Source organism: Actinoplanes sp. ATCC 53533, from assembly GCF_003947245.1.
This window is the reverse complement of the sequence record NZ_QHHV01000612.1, coordinates 1-771: the sequence shown is the minus strand read 5'-3', so window position 1 is coordinate 771 and position 771 is coordinate 1. Positions and strand designations below refer to the sequence as shown.

The 771-nt window shown below is 65.4% G+C and carries 1 protein-coding gene; it reads right to left on the bottom strand.

The genetic code is table 11. The features are described 5' to 3' along the window. A partial coding sequence (locus tag DMB66_RS60920; protein ID WP_233625646.1) for an SNF2-related protein occupies positions 1-525 on the bottom strand: 525 nt, incomplete at its 3' end. Between the last annotated feature and the right edge of the window lie 246 nt (positions 526-771).

Sequence of the window (771 nt, the reverse complement as noted above, 5' to 3'; positions counted from 1 at the left end):
CGACGCCCTACTACCGACGATTTTGCGTCGGACGTCGCTGTTGTAGGTGTACAGGTCCAGTGAGACGACCCACACGTCCACGTCGTCGCGTAGGTCGAGGGGATCTCGGCCAATCTCGGCAGTGATGCGGTGCGCGTCGATGCCGAAGAACCGTTTCAGCTCTCGGATCCACTTTTCTACCAGGTGAGCGGGAACGACGATGACCGTCTTGCCGGGGACCAGCCCTCGGCGGCGCCCTTCGGCGAGGTACATGCCGGTCATCAGCGTCTTGCCGGTACCCGGCTCGTCGGCCAGCAGGAACCGCAGCCGTGGCTGGGACAGCATCGCCCCGAATACCGCGTCGTCCTGGTGGGCGAAGGGGCGAAGCGGTCGGGTCGCCAGCACCGCGGACCGGATTCGCGGGATCGCCCAGCGCATCCACTCCGTCCACACGGCGGCAATGGCCCGACCGCTGTCGCCGCTGCCGTCGGACGTCGGCACCTTACAGCTGTCGACGTCATTGGCACGGATGAAGACCTCGAACAACCCGCGAGTGGGGGACTTAACGATGCACTCGAAGCCAGCGGGTGTCGATGTCGCGGCCACGACCGTGACCAGTTCCCCGTCGATGAGGATCCGGTCGTCTTTGGCGATGTCGACACTCACAGCTTGCCTTTCCTGCAGATCTTCACGAGCCGGTCGGAACGGGCTGGCGCCTCTGCGAAGCGGAGGTGCAGCCGCAGCCCGTGGTTCATGATCGTCACAAAGCTGCCGGAAGCCGGTCGGCGCCGA